Genomic DNA, 16,123 nt, shown 5'->3' with positions numbered 1-16,123 from the left:
AGGCTAATGACAGTGAAATCGAATCATGTGACGATCAAGGGCATCAAGGATGGCCTGGTTTTCCTGTTTGACGATCAATGTGAATATTCTGAGCTGCTAAGCGAGCTGCGCTATAAATTGGAGTACAGCCATCAAAATATTTTAACCGGTCCTATAATGCATGTTGATGTAAAGATGGGCCTGCGTGAAGTGACCGAACAGCAGAAGTCTGAGCTGCTTGATATACTTGGACAGAAGGGCAACCTGCTAGTTAGATCTGTTGAAGCTAATGAGCCGGAGAATTCGGCGACACAGCAAGACACATTCCTCACAATGAGCGGGATGGTTCGATCCGGACAAATCCTGCGGCATGAGGGCAATCTTCTGTTCCTTGGAGATGTTAATCCTGGCGGACTCATTGCCTGTACAGGAGATATATTTATCATGGGGGCGCTGAGAGGAATGGCTCATGCGGGGATGGATGGTGACGAGTCGGCCATCATCGCCGCTTCTCATCTGGCTCCGACCCAGCTGCGTATTGCTGAGGTGATCAGCCGACCGCCGGACGAATGGGAGAATAGGGAGTCTGTCATGGAATTTGCATTCCTTAAGGATGGAACGATGCAAATAGATAAGATTAGCCACATCGTTAGAGTTCGTCCAGACTTTAACGTGTTCAAAGGGGTGTAGATATGGGAGAAGCAATTGTCGTCACTTCGGGGAAAGGCGGCGTCGGTAAGACGACGACTTCAGCCAATATTGGTACGGCGCTGGCGCTGTTAGGCAAGAAGGTCTGCTTGGTTGATACGGATATTGGTCTTCGCAATTTGGATGTAGTGATGGGGCTTGAGAACCGGATTATTTATGATTTAGTTGATGTAGCAGAAGGCCGATGCCGGCTTAATCAGGCTCTCGTCAAGGATAAGCGCTTTGATGAGCTGTATATGCTCCCTGCTGCGCAGACCAAGGATAAGAATGCGATTTCTCCCGAGCAGGTCCGGGATATCATTCTGGAGCTGAAGAAGGAGTTTGAATATGTGATCATCGACTGTCCAGCCGGAATCGAGCAGGGCTTTAAGAACGCGATTGCTGGCGCGGACCAGGCGATTGTTGTAACCACGCCCGAGAATGCGGCTGTCCGTGACGCGGATCGAATTATCGGCCTTCTTGAGAGCTCACACATCAGTTCACCTAAATTAGTGATTAACCGGATTAAGGTAAATATGGTGAAGTCCGGAGACATGCTGGATATTGATGAAATTCTTCAGGTGCTAAATATTGATCTCGTGGGGATTGTACCGGATGATGAATTGGTCATTAAAGCAGCTAACAGTGGAGAGCCTACGGTGATGAACCCGGATTCAAGGGCGGCTATTGCATATCGCAATATTGCTCGCCGAATTTTGGGGGATACAGTTCCACTAATGGTGCTCGATCAGAAAAAAGGTGCTTTTTCACGGTTTAAGAAGTTTTTTGGTATGGGTGGGTAATTGTAATTCAAATATAGGGATGGCTGGCTGGTGCAGTATAGCGCCGGCCTTTTTTTGTTGACCTGCAATGCCTGGAAGCTTGTTCATATTCTCCGGGCCTGTCTCATAAAATGCTAGGGAGCAAGCCTTAGCATTCAGGGATAAGGGGGAGACATGCGGTGGACAATGAACCAAACAGAGCTCCATTTCGCGATGATTATCGTGAGGAAGGGCTGGACGAGCAGAAGAGTGCTTATGTAGTTCCGGCAGCATTACCTGAACCGGACCCCGAGCTGTTGTGGAAGCAAGGGCGGGGCAGATGGCGTGAAGATAGCTTTCTGTCCTCAGACAGTTCCGATCCGCCACAGCCAGGCAGAGGATACACTTGGGGCAAAAGGTTTCTCCTGCAGACCATTATCAGCTTTCTGATTTTTGGGGCATGCTTTGCTATTCAACGGTATCCCATGGCTTGGTCATTGCCAGTTCACGCCTTTATTTCCCAATCGCTAACAGAAGAAATGGACTTTAGAGCAGCAGAAGCTTGGTATGAAGAGCACTTTGGGGGTTCTCCTGTCTTTATTCCTATATTTAATCAGCAGGGGGACAAAGGGCAGAAGGTTCAGGCTGGATTGGCGTTTACAGCACCGGTCGAGGGAACGGTGGCGGAGTCGTTTGCTCTGAACCTTAAGGGGGTTGAAATTTCCCCAAAGGAGGGTTGGAGCCAGCCGATCGAAGTGAAGAGCATAGAGACCGGACGTGTTCTTGAAGTAACCGAGGATGCTTATACCGGTAAGACGGTTGTGGTGCAGCATCGCGGGAATTATCTGTCCATCTATGGACGGCTGACCGAGGTGACAGTCAAGGAGGGGGACTGGCTGGAAGGTGGGGATGAGGTCGGAATCCTCTCGCCTGCAGATAATTATGGGGGATCAGATACGTTATATTTTGCCGTGAAGAAAAATGAGCACTATATAGATCCGGCAGAAGTGGTTTCTCTTGAATAAATTATTTAAAGTTAAGATCTCCTTCCACCCGCTGTTTGTGATAATTATGCTTGCCTCAGTAGTGACGGGGCACTTTATAGAGCTATTCGCTTTGTTTGGAATGGTATTTGTTCATGAATTAGGTCATGTTGCGGCAGCGCGGATGCTGGGTGTGACCGTTATTTCTGTTCAATTACTCCCCTTCGGAGGGGTGGCTATTATGGAGGACTCGGGTAATCTAACCGCACGCAAAGAAATTGTTATTGCACTTGCCGGGCCCCTGCAAAATTTATGGATGATCGGCGCAGGATTGCTTTTAAAGACACTAGGCTTGTGGAGCGGTTCTTCCTTGGATTACTTTATCGAGGCAAATTTAATCCTTGTTATGTTTAATTTGCTGCCGGTACTGCCGTTGGATGGAGGAAAGATTTGTCAGGCGCTATGCAGTCTCTTGGTTCCGTACCATGCTTCTTTACTGTGGTCATCCCGCTTAAGCGTTTTTTTTAGTGCATTGGTGCTGCTGTATGCTCTTTATCCGCTGACTAATCATGGCGGGGTTCAGCTGAATTTATGTATGATTGGGACCTTTTTACTTTATTCCAACATTGTTGACCATCGCAATATTCCTTTTCGGTTCTTGCGATTTTTGGTAAGCCGCGAGCGCTTCCTTACGGGTTCACTGCCTGTAGCCAGACCTATTGTTGCTGATGCCGCGAAACCTTTGGACAAAATCCTGCGTCTACTTAAGAGAGAGAAGTATCATTTTGTCTACATATTAAATCCCCAAGGGGATTTGGTAGCAATCGTGCCTGAACAGCGTTTAATTGCAAAATACTTATCCGTCAAGCCCAAGCCTTAATCTGTTTAAGGCATGTTATAATGGGCTTGTATTGTTTTTGTCAGAGCGTAAGCAGAGGTGAGATCATGAAGCAGATGATGGTGCACTGCGACCCTAGCTATACCGAACTAGCACTTCTGGTCGATGGAAGGCTTGTAGAGTATGCGGTGGAATATTCCTCCAGCAAAGGGCTCGTAGGCAGCTTTTTTAAAGGACGTGTTGTCAATGTGATCCCCGGAATGCAAGCCGCTTTTGTCGATATTGGGCAGAAGAAGAACGCTTTCCTGTATATTGATGACGTGCTGCATCCCCACCTGGAGAAGCAGCCAAAGCTCAAGCCCCCTATTGATAAACTTTTGAGAACAGGCCAGGAAATTGTTGTACAAGTCGTAAAGGAAGCTATGGGAACCAAAGGAGCCAGGGTAACAACGCATTATTCGCTGCCCGGCCGGTTTATCGTGTATATGCCTACAGCAGGATATGTAGCAGTTTCTAAGAAAATTGACCTTGAGCATGAACGGACCAGACTCCGGCAAATCGGCGAGTCCCTGCGGGCTGAAGAGGAGGGCCTCATTTTAAGAACCGTTGTTGAAACAGAGGACACGGAGGCGATCAAGGAGGAGCTTGATCAGCTTCGCAGCCAGTGGAGAGAAATTCAGACCAAGGCAGAAGAAGCTTCGTCTCCGATGCTGCTGCATCAAGACCTTAGCATTGTGCAGCGTTTAATGCGAGACACTTATAGCCCGCAAACGGATGAACTCGTGATGGACTCTCCGCAGCAGGCAGAGGAAGCTAAGCTGTTCCTTGAGAGTATGCTGCCCGGTGAGAAGCCGCGGATTCGAATATATGAAGGAAAGACATCGATATTTGAGGCGCATGGGCTTAAGGTTCAATTGGAGAAGGATTTCCAGCGGAAAACATGGCTTCGTGGAGGAGGATATCTCATATGGGATCGCACTGAGGCCTTAACGGTTATTGATGTAAATACAGGAAAGTATATCGGTACGGATTCTTTGGAGGATACAGTTTACCGAACCAATCTGCAGGCTGCTGAAGAAATTGCTCGATTGCTTAGGGTTCGGGATATTGGAGGCATTATTATAATAGATTTTATAGATATGCAGCTGGAAGAGCACCGCATGGAAGTCCAGAGACAGCTTGAACATTTCATGCGGAGCGATCGTACACAGCATCATATTCTGGGCTGGACCAGGTTAGGGTTAATGGAACTCACTCGCAAGAAATTGCGCGATGGCATGGGCTATCGGCTTCTCCACTCCGAAGAGTCAGGAGACGACTTTAGTTAACTAGTTGATTTTATGAAGAGCGTATGGTATTATACTTTGGTATGTGTCTCAAGTTTTGCTTGTGCACATGCTGTAACCGCACCGATCGGGTTGTAAAGCACGTATCCATAGGGAGCGTCACCTGGATTAGGCGAGTCTGAGACATGAGGAGGTGCAAGCAATGTACGCAATTATTGAAACTGGTGGTAAACAATACCGTGTTCAAGAAGGCGATGTTCTTTACATCGAGAAATTGGACGCAGCGGACGGAGAGAGCGTTACTTTCGACCGTGTATTGGCTGTTTCCAAAGATAACGGTTTGGTAGCAGGTGCTCCTTTGGTATCCGGCGCAAGTGTAACTGCTAAGGTGGAACGTCACGGCAAAGGTCAAAAGGTTGTCGTTTACAAGTACAAGCCAAAGAAGAACTACAAGAAGAAACAAGGTCATCGTCAACCGTACACGAAGGTGACAATTGAGAAAATCCAAGCGTAAGCAGGTGCGATATTGATTATCGTGAATATACTGCGTAATGCGGATCAGACTATTGAGGGCTTTCGGGTAAAAGGCCATGCCAATTATGCCGAAAGAGGTAGAGACATTGTTTGCGCGGGGGTATCGGCAGTTACTGTAGGTACTGTGAACGCGATTGAGAAGTTGACCGGGATTGAGATGGATTCTGAGATGGAACACGGCTTTCTAAGTGCGGTTCTTCCGGAATCAGCTGCGGGATCTTCTAAGGAGCAAGCTCAACTGTTATTGTCCTCACTTGTTGTGATGCTGGAAAGTATCGAGCTGTCATACGGGAAGTATTTGAAGATAAAAGATATAATCAATTAAAGAAGGAGGTTGGCTAACCATGTTGAAATTGGACCTTCAGCTATTCGCATCCAAAAAGGGTGTAGGTTCCACAAAGAACGGTCGTGACAGTATTGCGAAGCGCCTTGGCGTAAAGCGTGCTGACGGACAAGTCGTTACTGGTGGCAGCATTCTTGTGCGTCAACGCGGCACTAAGATTCACCCTGGTACAAACGTGGGCATCGGTAAAGATGACACCCTGTTTGCAAAAGTGGATGGTGTTGTTAAATTTGAACGTTGGGGACGCGACCGTAAGAAAGTTAGCGTATACCCGGTTGAAGTCGCTCCTGTAGCGGCAACTGTAGAAGCGTAAGACTTCTGCTATATTTGTTAGCCCAGAGCCCACGGCCGCGTGCCGTGGGCTCTTTTGAGTATGAAGGATTGATTGACCTTTAAAGAGGCAGTTTGTGATATACTGGGTAAGGATGTCAAAGGAATGAGTTTAATATAGGAAGAGGAATGGAAATTCATGAATGATCGTAAAACGGTGACGATCGCGGCCGCAGTGTTGCTGGCTGCTCCTCTGGTGCTTTTTTATTTTAATCGAGTCTTGATTCTGCACCTTGTTCTTATCCTGTGGGTACTAGCTGTTATTGCGGGTTATCTGAAGTATGTAAAGGTACAGCATGAAAGGGAGAAGCATCTCTTGATGGAATCCCTGCAGCGCACAGCATCGGCAACACTTGGACATCACCGTCACGACTGGATGAATGACCTTCAGATTCTTTATGGATACATTAGATTAGGAAAGCATGATAAACTGATTCAATCTGTGGAAAGAATAAAAGCACGGATGGCGGAAGAAAGTAAAATATCAAAGCTCGGCGTCCCTTCTTTAGTTTATTATTTGCAGTCTTTCCGGGAAATGAACAAGTCGGTACAGCTGGATACACACATTGAGGACGAGCTATCACTAGGCAGCCTTCTGGATCAGCAGGTCGCGGATGAGCTGACAGAAGCGGTCATGGATATGATTCGAATATTTCAGTATGCGGGAAGAGCTTCCTGGGGTGAATCCCTAAAGCTTGATCTGTCCATTTACCGGGAAGGAGGCGAAGCGGTGATCCGTTTCGAACAGGAAGGAACTCATAGCAACCCAGATACGCTGTGGCAAAATATCGAAGAGGCGCTGAGAGGAAAGCATATCTATGCTTGTAAAGCCTCCGAGGCAAACGGTTACGAGCTTCGCATGCCCTGCGTGAATCCAAATGAGGTGAAAGCATGTTTGTAGATAAAGCGAAAATTTATGTTAAAGGCGGAGACGGCGGGGATGGAATCGTATCCTTTCGCCGTGAGAAATATGTGCCGGAAGGCGGGCCTGCCGGTGGAGACGGCGGCAAAGGCGGAAATGTAATTTTCCGAGTGGATGAAGGTCTACGCACATTGATGGACTTTCGCTATCAGCGCCACTTTAAGGCTAAGCGTGGGGATAAAGGACGCAACAAGAGTCAGCACGGTGCTAACGCTGAGCATATGATTGTCCGCATCCCGCCGGGAACAGTTATTATCGATGAGGAGACCCAGGAAGTTTTAGCGGATATGACCCGTCATGGACAGCAGGTGGTGGTCGCTCGTGGAGGCCGTGGAGGAAGAGGCAACATCCGGTTCGCCACGCCTAACAATCCGGCTCCGGAGCTAGCAGAGAACGGAGAAGAAGGAGAAGAACGCTGGATTATCCTAGAACTGAAAGTAATGGCGGACGTAGGGCTTGTAGGCTTTCCTAGCGTAGGTAAATCCACACTTCTCTCTGTTGTATCTGCTGCCCAGCCTAAAATCGGGGCTTACCACTTTACAACCATCACGCCAAACCTTGGAGTTGTGGATGTTAGTGAAGGCCGCAGCTTTGTGATGGCAGACCTGCCGGGCCTTATTGAAGGCGCCCACGAAGGCGTTGGTCTGGGACATGAATTTCTTCGGCATGTTGAACGTACCCGCCTGATTATTCATGTTGTGGATATGGCAGGCTCTGAAGGCCGGGAGCCCTTCGAGGACTGGCAGAAAATTAACGAAGAGCTCAAGCTTTATAATGCGGACTTGGAGAATAGGCCACAGATTGTAGCTGCGAATAAGATGGATATGCCAGAAGCGCCAGAACACTTGGAAGAGTTCAAGAAGAAGATAGCGGAGGTAAGGCCAGATTTGGAGATCATGCCAATCTCCTCGTTAACTCGCCAGGGGGTTCAAGAGCTTCTATACCGGGCAGCGGATATGCTGGATGAAATCCCAGAGGCACCGGCTATTGAGGAAGTTACAGAACTGGAAGAAAGAAAGATCTACAAGCTTGACCGCAAGGAAGACAATTCCTTCACGATTACCCGGGAGAATGAATCATTTATCGTATCGAGTCCACGTATCGAGCGGATGATGAAGCGTATGCAGCTGAACTCGCATGACGCCATTCTTAAGCTGGCGAGAACGATGCGCCATATGGGCATTGATGAAGCATTGCGGAAACGCGGAGCCGTAGATGGCACGATTGTCCGGATCGGCGACTTTGAGTTCGAGTTTGTAGAAGGAAGCAGTTACTATTATTAATAAGAGTGTGCCCGAAGTCTTTGGATAGCCATAGACTTACGGGCCGCTCTTTTTTTATTTATAGCCCCTAATAAGTGTTAATCAGATTTTTGTTGCTACTATGTCAGGTTTCCGTTATAATGTCCACTATATAAAAACAACAGTCTTTAAGGAGAGGACGTTTGTGCGGGAACGTTATTATTTAGTACGTGAAGATATTTTGCCCGAAGCCGTAGTTAAGACGCTTCAGGTAAAGCAGCTGCTGGCTGCTGGCAGCGTTAGGACGGTTCATGAAGCTGTCGAGCAAGTGGGACTCAGCCGCAGTGCTTTTTATAAATACAAGGATGGAATCCATCAGCTTAATCAGCTGGAGCGGGACCGAATTGTTACAGTTTCATTTGATTTGGAGCACAGATCCGGAATTTTGTCTCAGGTGCTGGCCTTGGTAGCCAGCTTTGGCGGGAATGTTCTAACCATCAACCAGAGTATACCGTTGCAAGGAGTGGCGAACGTGGTTATTTCTGTGGAGACGTCCCATTTGACGGAGGATTTAGATGATTTGTTGGATAAGCTGCGGAGTGTGCAGGGGGTTAAGAGGGTTCAAATTGTGGGCCAGGGTTAACTGACCTGTTAAAAAAGGAATAGAAGGAGGAATTTGATTTGAGACCAGTGAAGGTAGGTTTGCTTGGATTGGGAACGGTGGGAACCGGCGTTGTCCGTATTGTGGAAGGCCATCAGGAGGATTTAAGCAGTCAGGTCGGCTCCCCAATTGTCATTGAGAGAATAGCGGTTAAGAGCCTTTATAAAGAACGGAATATTGCGGTAGATGCTCATAAGCTAACAGAAGATCCTTGGGAGGTTATCCGGGATCCTGAGATTGATGTCATTGTTGAAGTCATGGGAGGCATTGAACATACCAAGACTTACTTGCTTGAAGCCCTGGAGCGGGGAAAGCATATTGTTACCGCCAATAAGGACCTAATGGCACTGCATGGCAGCGAGATTTTGGCTAAAGCGCAGGAGAAGCAGTGCGACGTATTCTATGAAGCTAGTGTAGCTGGTGGAATTCCGATCATTCGGACGTTAATCGAAGGCTTCTCTTCGGATCGCATCACGAAAATCATGGGAATAGTAAACGGCACAACCAACTATATTTTAACGAAAATGAGCCAGGAAGGAGCTTCCTATGATGATGTTCTGAAGGAGGCTCAGGACCTCGGATATGCGGAAGCCGATCCGACTTCGGACGTAGAAGGTTTGGATGCAGCGCGTAAAATGGCTATCCTTGGAACGTTGGGCTTTCGCACAGATGTTGAGCTGAAGGATGTAGGTGTTCGGGGAATATCTGGCGTCTCCAAAGAAGACATCGCTTATGCGAAGCAGCTCGGCTATGAACTCAAGCTGCTGGGGATTGCCGAACGTCAGGACGATGCAGTCGCCATCAGTGTACAGCCTACTATGGTAAAACAAAGCCATCCAATTGCAGCTGTCAACGGAGTCTTTAATGCCGTATATGTACATGGCGAAGCCGTGGGAGAGACAATGTTCTATGGTGCGGGTGCAGGAGAAATGCCCACAGCGACTTCAGTTGTAGCGGATTTGGTGGCCGTGGTCAAAAATTTGAAGCTCGGAGTTAACGGATTGAAGGCGATTGTGCCTTATAAAGAGAAGAAACTGAAATCTGACGATCAGATTAGCTATAAGAATTTTATTCTTCTTCAAGTAGATGATAAGGCCGGGGTATTGGCTCAAATCACTCAAGTATTCGCAGAATATGAAGTGAGCCTTGCTTCTGTTGTCCAGACGCCAAATGAGCAGAATCCAGGAGCTGAGATCATGATTGTTACACATGACGCAAGCAAGGCAAGTATGGATAAGGTGCTTCAACATTTTGAAGGCTTACAGGTCATACGGCGCATTAAGAGTGTATACCGTGTAGAAGGGTAACTCCCTTGTAATTTTCTGATCATATTCAATAACAACCTGTCTTTGAATTAACAATAAAGGAGTCAACGTCTATGAGATACCAAGGTCTACTGCAAACTTACAAACAATATCTTCCGGTTACTGAACATACACCGATGCTGACGCTTCAGGAAGGGAACACACCGCTTGTTCATGCTCAGCATCTATCTGAAGAGCTTGGCATTAATTTATATTTTAAATATGAGGGGCTTAATCCTACAGGCTCATTTAAAGACCGTGGTATGGTTATGGCGGTGGCAAAGGCCATTGAGGAAGGAAGCCGGACTATTATGTGTGCCTCCACGGGCAACACTTCGGCAGCTGCGGCAGCTTATGCAGCCAGATCCGGCCTAAACTGTATCGTGCTAATTCCTAATAATAATATTGCCCTTGGCAAGCTTGCCCAGGCGATGATCTATGGAGCCAAGGTGATTGCGATCGAAGGCAATTTTGACCGGGCATTGGAAATTGTTAGAGAGATCACTGCTAAGCACCCGATTACATTAGTTAATTCGGTCAATCCATACCGGATTGAGGGTCAAAAGACTGCGGCCTTTGAAGTATGCGACCAGCTAGGCCAGGCCCCCGACGTATTGGCTATACCTGTTGGGAATGCAGGTAATATTTCAGCTTACTGGAAAGGATTTAAAGAGTACCATCAGCATGGCAAGATTAGTTCTTTACCTCGCATGGTTGGGTTTGAAGCAGAAGGGGCCATGGCGATTGTAAAAGGTGAGCCTATTCTCGAACCGGAAACCGTGGCTACGGCCATTCGGATCGGTAATCCAGCAAGCTGGAAGACGGCAGTAGCGGCTGCTGAAGAGTCTGGCGGTCAAATTAATTATGTTACCGATGAACAAATTCTGAGTGCTTACCGAACCATCGCTGCTAGGGAAGGAATCTTTGCAGAGCCGGCCTCCGCGGCCTCTGTTGCAGGAGTGTATAAGCTGAAACGGGAAGGCTACTTCAAAGGTGGAGAGACTGTTGTCTGTGTACTGACAGGCCATGGACTGAAGGATCCTAACATTGCGATTCAAAGCATCGGAGGAGAACCCATTGTAGTTGAAGATACTGAAGAGGCTGTCTTGAGCGCCATTGCCAAACTCGAAGGTACGGGCGTATGATATTAGAACAAGGGGTTCGTATTAAAGTTCCGGCAAGCACGGCCAACCTCGGACCCGGGTTTGATACGCTTGGTATGGCGTTATCCTTGTATGCTTACATTGAGATGAAGCCTGCAGAAGCTACAGTAATACTTCCGTCTGGTGACGGCATGCAGGGGATTCCCAGAGACAAGACAAATCTGATCTACGAGGTAGCACAGATGGTTTTTGAGGAAGCTGGTCAATCCGTACCTGAGCTTGAGATTTCCATGCGCTCGGACATTCCTCTAACCCGCGGGCTTGGAAGCAGCGCATCGGCGATCGTTGGTGGAATGTATGCTGCCAATGCGCTTATTGGGCGTCCTCTTCCGGACAGCAAGCTCTTTGATATGGCGACTGCACTCGAGAAGCATCCCGATAATGTCGGTGCTTCGCTGTACGGAGGGATTGTCACCGCCGTCTGGGACGGCCAGCATGCAGAATGTTTGCGTATTGAGCCTCCGGCTGATTTGGAGGTGTTGGTTGCTATTCCAGCCTTCCACCTGTCTACAGTTAAAGCGCGTGAGGCACTTCCTCGAAGCGTGTCTATGGCAGACGCGGTCTTTAATGTAAGCCGTGCTTCACTCCTCACGGCAGCCTTAAGCGCGGGGAGGCTTGATCTGATCAGGGAGGCGATGCAGGATCGACTTCATCAGTCCTACCGTTCAGAATTGATCCCAGGGATGGGGCAAATATTGCGAGAAGCAGTCGCACATGGTGCGCTCGGGGCGGCATTAAGCGGAGCAGGGCCAACACTGCTAGCATTGATGGATCGCAATTCTGTCCACAAGCCTGAGCTGGAGTCTTTCCTTAGTGAAGTACTGGCTCAGCATAAGATTGAGGCTCAGACAATGTGGCTTGATCCCTGCCGTGAAGGGGTACGGGAGCTTACGGTTAAGGAAGCTGCCGGGTTTGGAGAATGAGATAATCTGTCCGTACTTTACAAAAGGGGAAGTTACATGAAGCGAATTGCACTGCTGCCGAAGGGGACAGTGTCCCATGAAGCAGTTCTGTACTTATTTGGAGAAGAGCCAGTTGAGCTCAAGCACTATAAGCAAATATCCGATGTATTTCAATCTGTGGTTAACAAAGAGGCGGATTATAGTGTCATTCCCGTAGAGAATACTATTGAGGGCTCGGTTAGCCTGCATATGGATTGGCTGGTTCACGAAGTCGATGTACCTATGCAGGTGGAGTGGGTGTATCCTTCAATCCAGAACCTTATAGGGCGAAGAGAAGAGCTCCAGCAAGCTGGGGACAACTTCTCCGGAGTGACCCGGGTGCTTTCTCATCCTGTTGCTATGGCTCAGTGCCAGCAATTTATAAGACAGCACATGCCGCAGGCAGAGTTGGAGAACGTCGGGAGTACGGCCGAAGCGATTGAGATGGTCAAGTTGAATCCGGGCAGAGGATGGACAGCTGTTGGCACCGCACTTGGAGCTAAGGAGCATGGGTTGGATATTTTGGCGCAAAAGGTAACAGATCATAGTAATAATTTCACCCGCTTTGTGCTGATTGGCCCGTCGAAGCTTGAATTGCTGAAGTCCGGAACTCCTAAGACAAGTGTTCTAATTACACTTCCTTCTGATTTTCCGGGCGCCCTTCATCAAGTGCTCTCGGCTTTTGCCTGGCGCAAGCTGAATTTGTCGAGGATTGAGTCTAGACCAACCAAGAAGCAATTGGGCAGTTATTATTTTACAATGGATGTACTTGAATCTGTGGATTCTATTCTGCTGGCTTCAGCGATAGGTGAGATTGAAGCTTTAGGATGTCAGGTTCGCATACTGGGTTCCTATCCCAGTTATACTTACGAGGAACATAATTCGGAGGTGTAGTCATAATGGCAGAGCAGTGGATCTATTTGGATGGTCAATATGTAACGAAGGATAAAGCCACAGTTTCGGTATATGATCATGGCTTCTTGTACGGTGATGGAATATTTGAAGGAATTCGCATCTATAGCGGTAATATTTTCAAATGTAAAGAACATCTTGATCGTCTGTATGATTCGGCAAAATCAATTATGCTTGAAATACCGCTCTCTTATCAAGAAATGGAAGACGCGCTTGTGGAGACCCTTCGCCGCAATGAGCTGCGAGACGGGTATATCCGGTTAATCGTCTCCCGCGGTCCGGGGAATCTGGGATTAGATCCTACTCGCTGTTCGAAGCCTACAGTGATTATCATTGCAGAGCAGCTTGCAATCTATTCAGAGGAAGCCTACCGGGTTGGATTGAAGACTGTGTCTGTATCTACTCGCCGTAATATTCCGGATGCACTCAATCCGAAGATCAAGTCGCTAAACTACTTGAATAATATCCTTGTGAAAATTCAGTCCAACCTATCTGGAGCAGGTGAAGCGATCATGCTGAATGCCCAAGGGTATGTCACAGAAGGCTCCGGGGACAATATTTTTATTGTTAAGAACGGCGTGATTACTACGCCACCATGCTACCTCGGTGCACTTGAAGGAATTACTCGTCAGGCAATCATTGAAATTTGTGAGAAAAAAGGGTACAAGCTCAAAGAAGAACCGTTCACATTGCATGATGTATACGTTGCAGATGAGGTGTTCTTGACGGGAACAGCAGCAGAGGTTATCGCGGTACGTGAGGTAGATGGACGTATTATTGGCCAAGGCCAGGCTGGTCCTATAACATTGAAGCTGCTCGAAGAGTTTCGCAGCATTGTGAATCAAGACGGATTAAAGGTATTTGAATAATAGTATATCGTATATGAATTCAAGAGCCCAAGTTCTCTAAGCAGAGAATTTGGGTTCTTTTATATGTGAGGCAAATTAATTTTTGCTGAAATTAGATAACAATTTCCGGGCTAGTGCATAGGATGTATCAATAGGTGACGGGCGGATATCACGGCCCGAAGTAGAAATTAGGAGGTTTTTGCCGCGTGAAAATACACATGGTGAAGCAGGGAGATACTTTGTATGTACTGTCCCAGAAGTATAATGTCCCGCTGGATAAGATCATTGCCGCTAATCCGCAGCTTACTGATCCGAATGAGCTTACCATTGGAGACAAGATCAAGATTCCAACGGCTGCTGTACCGGTAGAAGGAGGAGAGGGGGTTCTTCATAAGCATGTAGTGAAACAGGGAGATACACTTTGGAAGTTATCAAAAGCGTGGGGGGTTCCTCTGCAAACTTTAATTGCCGCCAACCCTCAGCTTAAAAATCCGAATGCCTTGCTGGTCGGTGAGACCGTAAACATACCGGCAGGGGTTCCGGGTCAACTTCTGAATGAGAGTCAATCGGCGGAACAAAGCGGCGTATATTATGCTGCATCAGAATCTGGCAAGAAGAACACCGCTCCTAAGCCAGAGACGACAATGCCTGCCCCCCCTCCGGTTCCGGTAACGCCTGAGGCACCGCCATCAGCTCCGAAATCTGAGGTGCCTATACCCGTTCCAGCTCCCCAGCCAGCACCTGTTGAGCCTGTACAGGAAGTCCCGGTAACTCCGGTGATGCCCCAGTACCATGTGGAGGTAGAGTATACAGAGATTAATGTAGAGAAACCGCCTGTTTTCTCCTATGTTCCAGAGTATGTTCCAGTCCCAGAGTATGTGCCGCAGCCGCAGCCTGTTAAGACGGAGAAGCCGTGCGGTTGCTCGGATAAGTACAAGTCGCCACACCATGATCTGTTCTATCAACAGTCGGTGGAAGCCCAGAAAGTAAGCGCTCCTTATGAGCTTCCTCAACTACCATATGAGAGCACTTTACCGTCAGTAGAATCGCTGGTGGGAGATTATCCGGGAATTACTCCTTTTCCCAATTATGGAGTGGGGGGAGAAATGAAGGAAGAACCGTGCCCGCCTCATCCTTCTCATCCTTATGCCCAGAACTATGGAGAAGAGATGTATTATCAGCCATGGGGAGCAGCAGATCCGCATAAAGAAGCCTATTCACCTGCTTATCCAGCTATGAATCTCCAATCTCCTTATGAAAGTTATAATCCGAGCTATCCACATACGCAGCCAATTTACACAGCGCCAGCACCCGTGTGGCCAAATTGCCAGTCCTGCGGCCAGCACGCTGATCCTTCTTATCTATATGCCCAACAACCTATGTACTCTGCAAATGCTATGCCTCCTTATTATTATCGGGAAGAATATCCTTCTTATTCCTCGTATCCGTCATATCCCCCTTACTATCCTGGGGCTGAAGCACCACCATATTATCCACAGCAGCCTTCCTATGAAGTTCCGAGCATGCCGTTAGGAGCTCTGGGATACGAACCTTCAATTCGGGAGGAAGAGGGAACGCAAGCAGAGGAGACTGATTCGGCAATGATGAATGCTGCGGACGAAGGTGTGGAGGCGGAGGATCAAGGAAATGTATCGGGTTATGTGCCTGAGAAGAAGACCAAGAATAAAACGGGAAAAAAAGACCGGGCACCGCAACCAAAACAAAAAGTACGTCAGAACCCATGGATTAACGAATAAGTGAATTTTGTAGAAGCAGGCTGAGCTTTAGCTCTCGCCTGCTTTTCTTATTTACCTAGACCAGGATTAAGAGTAAGACAGAAGAGTAAGACAGAAGAGTAAAATAGTCTGCATACCAGCTAATTTAGATAAGCTAATCATGCATTTATAACTTTTTTTAAAAAAAGTATTGCACATCATTTGTGGATGTGTTATATTATTTAAGTCGCCGCTGAAACACAGCGAACGACAAGGAAGTTTGATCTTTGAAAACTGAACAACGAGTGAGATATAAATGAGAATTAACGGATGAATTTCAAATCCATCTCGATTTGAAATTCGATCCTTTCTCGTCAGTTTCAAAATGAGTCACAAGCTTTACCTTTATTGGAGAGTTTGATCCTGGCTCAGGACGAACGCTGGCGGCGTGCCTAATACATGCAAGTCGAGCGGAGTTATTTAGAAGCTTGCTTCTGAATAACTTAGCGGCGGACGGGTGAGTAACACGTAGGCAACCTGCCTGTAAGACTGGGATAACTACCGGAAACGGTAGCTAATACCGGATACACAAGTTCCTCGCATGAGGGATTTGGGAAAGACGGAGCAATCTGTCACTTACGGATGGGCCTGCGGCGCATTAGCTAGTTGGTGGGG

The 16,123-nt window shown here is 47.6% G+C and carries 17 protein-coding genes, 1 rRNA gene and 1 other annotated feature (1 of these 19 running past the window's edge); all 18 genes read left to right on the top strand.

Annotated elements, in window-relative coordinates:
* Window positions 1–6 precede the first annotated feature (6 nt).
* The gene (gene minC / locus DCC85_RS17015) at window positions 7–669 is read left to right on the top strand and encodes a septum site-determining protein MinC (protein ID WP_108466647.1); all 663 of its coding nucleotides are present in this window, start codon (window positions 7–9) and stop codon (window positions 667–669) included.
* 2 nt (window positions 670–671) lie between these two features.
* A complete protein-coding gene (minD, locus tag DCC85_RS17010; protein ID WP_108466646.1) occupies window positions 672–1,469 on the top strand; it encodes a septum site-determining protein MinD in 798 nt (265 codons plus the stop codon).
* A 158-nt stretch (window positions 1,470–1,627) separates the two neighbouring features.
* Window positions 1,628–2,452 carry a M23 family metallopeptidase gene (locus tag DCC85_RS17005; protein ID WP_108466645.1) on the top strand — a complete coding sequence of 275 codons (825 nt, stop codon included), beginning with the start codon at window positions 1,628–1,630 and terminating at the stop codon, window positions 2,450–2,452.
* A complete protein-coding gene (locus tag DCC85_RS17000) occupies window positions 2,445–3,290 on the top strand; it encodes a M50 family metallopeptidase (protein ID WP_234414215.1) in 846 nt (281 codons plus the stop codon). The genes DCC85_RS17005 and DCC85_RS17000 overlap by 8 nt, the downstream gene beginning before the upstream one ends.
* A gap of 65 nt (window positions 3,291–3,355) precedes the next feature.
* On the top strand, window positions 3,356–4,576 hold the full coding sequence (locus DCC85_RS16995; protein WP_108466644.1) for an Rne/Rng family ribonuclease: 1,221 nt from the start codon (window positions 3,356–3,358) through the stop codon (window positions 4,574–4,576).
* A 64-nt stretch (window positions 4,577–4,640) separates the two neighbouring features.
* Window positions 4,641–4,724, top strand: a sequence feature (ribosomal protein L21 leader region).
* Window positions 4,725–4,736: 12 nt separating this feature from the next.
* Window positions 4,737–5,048 carry a 50S ribosomal protein L21 gene (gene rplU, locus DCC85_RS16990; RefSeq protein WP_108466643.1) on the top strand — a complete coding sequence of 104 codons (312 nt, stop codon included), beginning with the start codon at window positions 4,737–4,739 and terminating at the stop codon, window positions 5,046–5,048.
* 12 nt (window positions 5,049–5,060) lie between these two features.
* Window positions 5,061–5,393 carry a ribosomal-processing cysteine protease Prp gene (locus DCC85_RS16985; RefSeq protein ID WP_108466642.1) on the top strand — a complete coding sequence of 111 codons (333 nt, stop codon included), beginning with the start codon at window positions 5,061–5,063 and terminating at the stop codon, window positions 5,391–5,393.
* Window positions 5,394–5,412: 19 nt separating this feature from the next.
* The gene (gene rpmA, locus DCC85_RS16980) at window positions 5,413–5,724 is read left to right on the top strand and encodes a 50S ribosomal protein L27 (protein WP_108466641.1); all 312 of its coding nucleotides are present in this window, start codon (window positions 5,413–5,415) and stop codon (window positions 5,722–5,724) included.
* Window positions 5,725–5,880: 156 nt separating this feature from the next.
* Complete coding sequence (locus tag DCC85_RS16975; protein WP_108466640.1) at window positions 5,881–6,642, top strand: Spo0B domain-containing protein; 762 nt, start codon at window positions 5,881–5,883, stop codon at window positions 6,640–6,642.
* Entirely contained in the window at window positions 6,633–7,946 is a 1,314-nt protein-coding gene (gene obgE / locus DCC85_RS16970; RefSeq protein ID WP_108466639.1) for a GTPase ObgE, read from the top strand. Before DCC85_RS16975 ends, obgE begins: the two co-directional genes overlap by 10 nt.
* A gap of 163 nt (window positions 7,947–8,109) precedes the next feature.
* Complete coding sequence (locus tag DCC85_RS16965; RefSeq protein ID WP_108466638.1) at window positions 8,110–8,547, top strand: ACT domain-containing protein; 438 nt, start codon at window positions 8,110–8,112, stop codon at window positions 8,545–8,547.
* A 38-nt stretch (window positions 8,548–8,585) separates the two neighbouring features.
* Window positions 8,586–9,872, top strand: coding sequence for a homoserine dehydrogenase (locus DCC85_RS16960; protein WP_108466637.1), 1,287 nt, complete (start codon window positions 8,586–8,588; stop codon window positions 9,870–9,872).
* A gap of 71 nt (window positions 9,873–9,943) precedes the next feature.
* Window positions 9,944–11,014: a threonine synthase gene (thrC, locus tag DCC85_RS16955; RefSeq protein ID WP_108466636.1), complete on the top strand. Its 1,071-nt coding sequence runs from the start codon at window positions 9,944–9,946 to the stop codon at window positions 11,012–11,014.
* Complete coding sequence (gene thrB, locus DCC85_RS16950; RefSeq protein WP_108466635.1) at window positions 11,011–11,955, top strand: homoserine kinase; 945 nt, start codon at window positions 11,011–11,013, stop codon at window positions 11,953–11,955. The genes thrC and thrB overlap by 4 nt, the downstream gene beginning before the upstream one ends.
* 36 nt (window positions 11,956–11,991) lie before the next feature.
* Window positions 11,992–12,867, top strand: coding sequence for a prephenate dehydratase (gene pheA / locus DCC85_RS16945; protein WP_108466634.1), 876 nt, complete (start codon window positions 11,992–11,994; stop codon window positions 12,865–12,867).
* Window positions 12,868–12,872: 5 nt separating this feature from the next.
* Window positions 12,873–13,754 (top strand): branched-chain-amino-acid transaminase, encoded by an 882-nt coding sequence (gene ilvE / locus DCC85_RS16940; RefSeq protein ID WP_108466633.1) that lies wholly within the window; start codon window positions 12,873–12,875, stop codon window positions 13,752–13,754.
* A 185-nt stretch (window positions 13,755–13,939) separates the two neighbouring features.
* The gene (locus DCC85_RS23675; protein WP_108466632.1) at window positions 13,940–15,490 is read left to right on the top strand and encodes a LysM peptidoglycan-binding domain-containing protein; all 1,551 of its coding nucleotides are present in this window, start codon (window positions 13,940–13,942) and stop codon (window positions 15,488–15,490) included.
* 363 nt (window positions 15,491–15,853) lie between these two features.
* Window positions 15,854–16,123 (top strand): 16S ribosomal RNA (locus DCC85_RS16930) (it continues 1,286 nt past the right edge of the window).

The organism is Paenibacillus sp. CAA11 (assembly GCF_003060825.1).
In the GTDB taxonomy this organism is placed as follows: Bacteria; Bacillota; Bacilli; order Paenibacillales; family Paenibacillaceae; genus Fontibacillus.
This window is presented reverse-complemented; position numbering and strand designations above follow the sequence as displayed.